Raw genomic sequence first — 7,576 nt, forward strand, 5'->3', positions numbered from 1 at the left:
GGAGCGGGTTTGCTCGCGAAGGGGCCTTTGAAGTCTGCGCAAAAATCGGGCCCATCACTGTTTCATTGAGCTGAATCAAAAGACCGTATCAGTTGGATCCCTACCATTGGACATCGAACATTTTTAACGTCCTTTGGAGCCCCCATGCACAAGTCCGCGCTCTGCGCTTCGCTATTCGCCCTCGCGCTCGCAGCCCCGCTCGTCCATGCTCACACCGCCGGTGACATCATCGTTCGGGCCGGTGCGATCACCGTCAACCCGGAAGCCGACAGCTCCAGCGTCAAGGTCGATCAAGGTCCGTTGAAGGGCGCCGATCTGGGTGGCAAGGCCACCATGAGCAGCGACACGCAATTGGGCCTGAACTTCGCTTACATGATCACCAACCATCTGGGGATCGAACTGCTCGCGGCCTCGCCGTTCGAGCATGACGTGAAACTCAAAGGCACCGCCCTCGGCGCCGCCAACGGCAAACTCGGCACCCTCAAACACCTGCCGCCAACCCTGAGCCTGGTCTACTACCCGCTGGACGCCAAGTCCGCGTTCCAGCCGTACATTGGTGGCGGTATCAACTACACCTGGATCTACGATGAGCACGTCAGCAGCGAAGCCAGCGCCAACGGCTTCAGCAACTTCAAGACAGAAAACTCCTGGGGCCTGGCCTGGCAGGTCGGCGCCGATTACATGCTGACCGACAATGTGATGATCAACGCCCAAGTACGTTACATCGACATCGACACCACCGCGACCGTGGAAAACAACGCCGTCGCGCCGGGCACCCGTGCCAAGGTCGACGTTGATGTGGATCCGTTCATTTACATGGTTGGTTTGGGTTACAAGTTTTAAACCCGCTGCAAAAAAAAAGGCGCCTCGACAGGCGCCTTTTTCATTGATCGTTCCCACGCGCAGCAAAGGAATGCCTCACCGGACGCTCCGCGTCCGCTCTTGGGACGCGGAGCGTCCCTGGCTGCATTCCCACGCGGAGCATGGGAACGATCTAAACCTCAGTGCCCCAGCAACCGCGCCAGGCCGACACTCATCGGTGTCTGCTGCGGGTAGGTAAACCGCTCCAGCAAACGTCGGTTGTTCGCGCGTGAATGGCGGATATCTCCGGAACGCGCCGGGCCATAACTCACCGGCGGCAGCTTACCCACCACCGCTTCAAGGGCTTCAAGCATTTGCTTGAGAGTAGTGGCCTGATTCCAGCCGACATTCACCGCGCCGACTTCGACCTGCGGTTTCTCGATGGCTTGCACCAGCACGTCGACCAGGTCCTCAACATAGACGAAATCCCGTGTCTGCTCGCCATCGCCAAACACGGTGATCGGCAAACCTTTCTGCGCGCGCTCGCTGAAAATGCTAATCACCCCGGAGTAGGGCGAGGACGGATCCTGACGCGGGCCGAAGATGTTGAAGAAGCGGAAAACCACCGGTTCCAGATCATGCTGGCGACGATAGAAATCGAAGTAATGCTCGCTCGCCAACTTGTCTGCCGCATACGGCGTCAACGGTGCCTTGGGCGTGTCTTCGTCGATCGATTCGCCTTCTCCGTTGTTGCCATAGACCGCGGCGCTGGATGCAAACAGCACCCGCTTTACGCCAGCCTGACGCATGGCTTCGCAGACATTCAACGAGCCGATGAAATTGCTCTGATGCGTTTTCACCGGATCATCCACCGAGGCCTGCACCGAGGCCACAGCGGCCAGGTGCGCCACAGCGCTGCAACCGACCATTACCTGCGCCACCAGTGCGGCATCGGCGACGTCGCCCACGATCAGTTCGACGAGGGGATTGTCCAGCAGTAGGTTGCTGCGTTTGCCGGTAGAGAGGTCATCGAGAATGCGCACCGAATGCCCTTTGGCAAGCAAGGCGTCGGTCAGGTGCGAACCGATGAAACCGGCGCCGCCGGTGATTAAAACAGGGCCGTTAGCCATGGCGATAAAACCTATCCAGTAAGCTCGGGAGTGCCGCGCGCCAGGCGCGAGGCTTGATCCCGAAAGTGTGCAGAATTTTCTTGCAGGCCAGCACCGCGTGTTGCGGTTCTTCGGCGGCGTCGGGCCGCGCGGCGTGAGCCTGGGCGGTCGGTGCTTCAATGGCCAACGAGTGCAGGGCGCGTGCTTCGGTAAGAATCGCCTGCCCCAGTGCCAACGGCGTGGTCGCCTCATGCCCGGCGTAGTGGTAAGTGCCCCACAGCGGCGCCGCGCAATCGAGTTGCTTGAGCACCGAAATGATCACCCGGGCGGCATCGTCCACCGGCGTCGGATTACCGCGACGGTCATCGGCCATTAGCAGTTCTTCAGCTTTCTCGGCCCGGCTCAGGAATCGTCCGAGGGTGCCGTCGGGGCTGTCATCGAGCAGCCAGCCGAAACGCAGCAGCACGTGCTGCGGACAGGTGGCGCGTACGCTTTGCTCGATTCGCCACAAGGCCTGACCGCGCAAGCCCAGCGGTACCGGTTCGTCTTTTTCGCTGTAGGCGGTCGCCCGGGAGCCATCGAACACGCGATAACTCGACGGTTGCAGCAACACGATGTTGTGATGCTGGCACAGCTCGGCCAGCCGCTCGATGGCGCGTTCCTGCCCGGCCAGACGCTGTTCGCTGACGGTCTCCGCCTGGAACCAGTCAAAGTAATAGGCGAGATTGATCAACGCATCCGGACGGGTATCGTCGAGCAGTTGCGTCAGGCTCGCGGCGTCCCAGCCGTCTTGCGGTGGGCGGGGGGCGAGGAAACCGATGTCTTCCTCCGCACCGAGGCGAATCAGCGCCTGCCCAAGGGCATTTCCGCCGCCCAGTAACATAAGGCGCATTCGCATAGAGTCAGCAGGCCCAGTCTGATTGGAACGATGGCTTTATCGACAGCGCCCGCAGGCGATGTCCTCAATAATTGCCGGAATCGTTGCATTTTGCGGGTTTAGTGCGCAACCGTCATCCGTAAAGTGTAGTTCCGTCGGATTGGGTTGACCCTGCTGCCCCCTTCGCGAGCAAGCCCGCTCCCACATTGGATTTCCTGTGTACTCACATTTTGTGACCGACACTGTTCAACTGTGGGAGCGGGCTTGCTCGCGAAGGGGCCCTAAAGGCCGGCAAAGGTCGTTAGCGGTACTTGCAACTTCCCGCCCCCACCCGCATAAATTACTCCATGAATCTGCCCATCCCCACGGACGTTGCTCTGGCAGGCTTTCACCCCGCCGTCAGCGCCTGGTTCAGCAATACCTTCCCATCGGCCACCGCCGCCCAGGCCCGGGCGTGGCCGTTGATCCGCCAGCGCCGTTCAACCCTGATTGCCGCGCCCACCGGCTCCGGCAAGACCCTTACCGCGTTTCTGGCCGTGCTCGACGATCTGGTCCATCGTGGCCTGGAGAGCCCGGATGGCCTGCCGGACGAAACCCTGGTGGTCTACGTTTCGCCGCTCAAAGCGCTGTCCAACGACATCCAGATCAACCTGCAAAACCCGCTGGCCGGCATCACCGAACAGTTGCGCGTGATGGGCCTGCCCGACGTGCCGATCAGCACCGCCGTGCGCACCGGCGATACGCCGCAAAAAGAACGCTCGGCCATGCGCAAAACCGCGCCGCACATTCTGGTGACCACCCCGGAATCCCTTTACGTGCTGCTCGGCTCCGACTCCGGCCGGCAAATGCTCGGCACTACGCAAACGGTGATCGTCGACGAAATTCACGCCATTGCCGCCAGCAAGCGCGGCAGTCACCTGGCCCTGAGCCTGGAGCGTTTGCAGGCACTGACCTTAAATAAATCGCGCTCGCAACCGCTGGTGAGGATCGGCCTGTCTGCCACGCAAAAACCCATCGAAGCGGTGTCACGCTTTTTGGTCGGCCGTGATCGCGACTGCGACATCATCGACATCGGCCACGCTCGTCCACGGGATCTCGATATCGAGGTGCCACCCGTGCCGTTGTCGGCGGTAATGGCCAACGACGTCTGGGAACTGGTCTATGACCGACTCGCCGCCCTCGCCCGTGAACACCGGACCACGCTGATTTTCGTCAACACCCGGCGCCTGGCCGAACGCCTGAGCCGACACTTGAGCGAACGCCTCGGCAAGGACGCGGTTGCCGCCCACCATGGCAGCCTGGCCAAAGAGTTTCGCCTGGACGCCGAACAACGGCTCAAACGCGGCGAGTTGCAAGTGCTGATCGCCACTGCTTCGCTGGAATTGGGGATCGATATTGGCGACGTCGACCTGGTGTGCCAGATCGCTTCACCGCGCTCGATTGCCGGGTTTCTGCAACGGGTCGGCCGCTCCGGGCACCAGGTCGGCGGCATGCCCAAGGGCCGGTTGTTCGCCACCACCCGCGACGATCTGATCGAATGCGCCGCCCTGCTCGATTGCGTCCGCCGTGGCGAACTCGACACGTTGCTGATCCCCGAAGCGCCGCTGGACGTGCTGGCCCAGCAGATCATCGCCGAGGTCAGCTGTCAGGAATGGCAAGAGCAGGCGTTGCTGGAGATGCTGCGCAACGCCTCGCCTTACGCCACGCTCGACGAAAAGCACTATCAGGCACTGCTGCAAATGCTCGCCGAGGGTTACAGCGGTCGCCTGGGTATTCGTAGCGCTTACCTGCACCGGGACGCCGTAAGCCGCACCCTGCGCGGCCGTCGAGGCGCCAAGCTGACCGCCGTGACCAGCGGCGGGACGATTCCCGACAACGCCGACTACAGCGTTTTGCTGGAGCCTCAAGGGCTGAACATCGGCAGCGTCAACGAAGACTTCGCGGTGGAAAGTATCGCCGGGGATATCTTTCAGCTGGGCAATACGTCGTATCGAATCTTGCGGGTCGAAACCGGCAAGGTCCGGGTCGAAGACGCTCAGGGCCAACCGCCAACCATTCCGTTCTGGCTTGGTGAAGCACCGGGTCGCAGCGATGAACTGTCGTTCGCCGTGGCCCGCCTGCAAGCGCAACTCGATGAGCGGCTCGGCGCCACGCCCGGCAACTTGCAGCCAGCCGTCGACTGGCTGACCGACGTACTCCGCTTGAACCTCGCCAGTGCCGAGCAACTGGTCGATTACCTGGCCCGGGCACGGCTGGCCCTCGGTGCCTTGCCGTCGCAGGACACGTTGCTGATGGAGCGATTTTTCGACGAGTCCGGCGGTACGCAACTGATCATCCACTCGCCGTTCGGCAGCCGCATCAACCGCGCCTGGGGCCTGGCCCTGCGCAAGCGTTTCTGCCGCACCTTCAACTTCGAATTGCAGGCCGCCGCCAGCGAGGACGCCATCGTGCTGTCGCTGTCCACCGGTCACAGTTTCGAGCTGGAGGACGTCTGGCGTTACCTGCACAGCAACAGTGCCGAACATACCTTGATTCAAGCGGTGCTCGAGGCCCCACTGTTCGGCGTGCGCTGGCGCTGGAACGCCGGGGTCGCTTTGGCGCTGCCGCGCTACAGCGGCGGACGCAAAGTACCGCCGCAGATCCAGCGGATGAAAAGCGAAGACCTGATTGCCAGCGTGTTTCCCGATCAGATCGCTTGCGTGGAAAACCTCGCCGGCGAGCGCGAGATTCCCGACCATCCGCTGGTGGAACAAACCCTCGACGATTGCCTGCACGAAGCCATGGACTGCGAAGGCTGGCTGGCGTTGTTGCGGCGCATGGAACAGGGCGACATCCGCCTGATCAGCCGTGATCTGCCAGCGCCTTCGCCACTGGCGGCGGAGATTCTCAGCGCCCGCCCTTACACCTTTCTCGACGACGCGCCGCTGGAAGAGCGCCGCACTCAGGCAGTGCTCAACCGCCGCTGGAGCGATCCGCAGTCCACCGATGATCTCGGTGCGCTGGACGCCGAGGCGATTACCGCGGTACGTGATGAAGCCTGGCCAACGCCCACTGGCATTGATGAAATGCATGAAGCGCTGATGAGCCTGGCATGCGTCGCCGATAACGAGGCTCAGGCCAACCCGAATTGGCTCGATTGGCTGAATGCCCTGGTCGACAGTGGTCGCGCCAGCCGTTTGCAGATCAACGCCGAGCAATCGCTGTGGTTGGCGCTGGAACGACTGACCTGCCTGCGGGCGATTTATCCACAGGCCACATTGGTTCCACCGTTGGAGGCGTTGCCCGGTTTCGATGAAACCTGGGAGCCGGACGAAGCGGTGCTGGAAGTGATCCGCGCGCGGCTCAGCGCATTTGGTCCGTTGCCGCTGAATGCGATTGCCGAACCGCTTGGATTACCGGCGATTCAAGTCACTCAGGCTTTGGCACAACTGGAGCGCGAAGGCTATGTACTGCGTGGGCAATTCACCCCGGGCGCCGGTGAAGAAGAATGGTGCGAACGGCATCTGCTGGCACGGATTCATCGCTACACGGTCAAACGGCTGCGACGGGAAATCGAGCCGGTGGCGTTGCAGGATTTCATGCGTTTTCTGTTCGACTGGCAGCACCTGTCCACCGCAACCCGAGGCCAGGGCAGCGCGATGTTGCCGGCGATCATCAGCCAGTTCGAAGGCTACCCCGCCGCTGCTTCGGCGTGGGACAGCGACATTCTGCCAGCGCGGCTCAAAGACTATTCGGCGACTTGGCTGGATGATTTGTGCCGCAGCGGCAAACTGGTGTGGACCCGCCTGACCGCACGCAACAAGAGCGCCAGCACGGCATTACGCAGCACGCCGATTCTGCTGCTGCCGCGCAGTCAGGTCGGGTTATGGAGTGGCTTGACCGAGCAAACGCCGGTCAGCGAACTGTCGCCCAAAACGCAAAAAGTCCATGAAGCGCTCAGTCAGCACGGCGCACTGTTTTTCGATGAGCTGATTCACGAAGCCCATCTGCTGCGCTCGGAACTGGAAATCGCCTTGCAGGAACTGGTGGGTGCCGGGCTGGTAAACGCCGACAGCTTCGCTGGCCTGCGGGCGCTGATCACCCCGGCCAGCAAACGCCAGAATCGCAGCAGCCGACGCGGGCGCGGGGCGTTTGTCGGCGGGATGGACGATGCCGGACGCTGGGCGTTGTTGCGACGCGGTGCGGCCGCGCCGGTTGTGGATAAGCAACGTCCGGCGCCCACACCCACAGAAACCCTGGAACACATCGCCATGACCTTGCTGCGCCGTTATGGCGTGGTGTTCTGGCGCTTACTGGAGCGTGAGGCGGATTGGTTGCCAAGTTGGCGGGAATTGCTGCGCACGTTCCATCGGCTCGAGGCCCGGGGCGAGATTCGTGGCGGGCGGTTTGTCAGTGGATTGGCGGGGGAGCAATTTGCGTTGCCTGAAGCGATTCCATTACTGCGCGAAGTCCGGCGGCGACCTCATGATGGAAGTCTGATCGCGGTGTGCGGGGTGGATCCGCTGAACCTTGCCGGCACCCTGTTGCCAGGCACGAAAGTGCCGGCGCTGGCGAGCAATCGACTGGTGTATCGCGACGGCATACCGGCCGCCGCCGAGATCGCCGGCAAGCAGCAGTTTTGGCTGGAGCTGGATCAGCAGGCCAGTGGCGAGGTGCGTAGTAAACTGACCCGGCATTGATGGCGTCTGGTCTGGCGCCTTCGCGAGCAAGTCGGATCGCCGCACCGCCGCTCCCACATCTATGGTTACCCCCTTTTCTGCAATACTGTTTTTGATGCGTGTTTGGCTTG

General features: G+C 62.0%; 4 protein-coding genes. 2 read left to right on the forward strand and 2 right to left on the reverse strand.

Annotated features, from left to right (window positions below):
* Positions 1-144: 144 nt before the first annotated feature.
* A complete protein-coding gene (locus IC37_RS27170; RefSeq protein WP_030131349.1) occupies positions 145-843 on the forward strand; it encodes an OmpW family protein in 699 nt (232 codons plus the stop codon).
* Between the two features lie 158 nt (positions 844-1,001).
* Here IC37_RS27170 and IC37_RS27175 read toward each other — a convergent pair whose 3' ends face one another.
* Together IC37_RS27175 and IC37_RS27180 are read right to left on the reverse strand one after the other, a co-directional pair.
* Positions 1,002-1,931, reverse strand: a complete 930-nt coding sequence (locus tag IC37_RS27175; RefSeq protein WP_030131350.1) for an NAD-dependent epimerase/dehydratase family protein — start codon at positions 1,929-1,931, stop codon at positions 1,002-1,004.
* Positions 1,924-2,808 carry a sugar nucleotide-binding protein gene (locus IC37_RS27180; protein WP_030131351.1) on the reverse strand — a complete coding sequence of 295 codons (885 nt, stop codon included), beginning with the start codon at positions 2,806-2,808 and terminating at the stop codon, positions 1,924-1,926. Before IC37_RS27180 ends, IC37_RS27175 begins: the two co-directional genes overlap by 8 nt.
* A gap of 326 nt (positions 2,809-3,134) precedes the next feature.
* Here IC37_RS27180 and IC37_RS27185 point away from each other — a divergent pair, with 326 nt between their 5' ends.
* Positions 3,135-7,466, forward strand: coding sequence for a DEAD/DEAH box helicase (locus IC37_RS27185; protein WP_030131352.1), 4,332 nt, complete (start codon positions 3,135-3,137; stop codon positions 7,464-7,466).
* The last annotated feature ends 110 nt before the right edge of the window (positions 7,467-7,576 follow it).

Origin of the sequence: Pseudomonas sp. QTF5, assembly GCF_000512695.2 — a bacterium.
In the GTDB taxonomy this organism is placed as follows: Bacteria; Pseudomonadota; Gammaproteobacteria; order Pseudomonadales; family Pseudomonadaceae; genus Aquipseudomonas.

What these genes read in the sequence shown, in the direction of transcription:
- IC37_RS27175 (WP_030131350.1), bottom strand. Translation starts at nt 1,931, where the DNA reads ATGGCTAACGGCCCTGTTTTAATCACCGGCGGCGCCGGTTTCATCGGT.
- IC37_RS27170 (WP_030131349.1), top strand. Translation starts at nt 145, where the DNA reads ATGCACAAGTCCGCGCTCTGCGCTTCGCTATTCGCCCTCGCGCTCGCA.
- IC37_RS27180 (WP_030131351.1), bottom strand. Translation starts at nt 2,808, where the DNA reads ATGCGAATGCGCCTTATGTTACTGGGCGGCGGAAATGCCCTTGGGCAG.
- IC37_RS27185 (WP_030131352.1), top strand. Translation starts at nt 3,135, where the DNA reads ATGAATCTGCCCATCCCCACGGACGTTGCTCTGGCAGGCTTTCACCCC.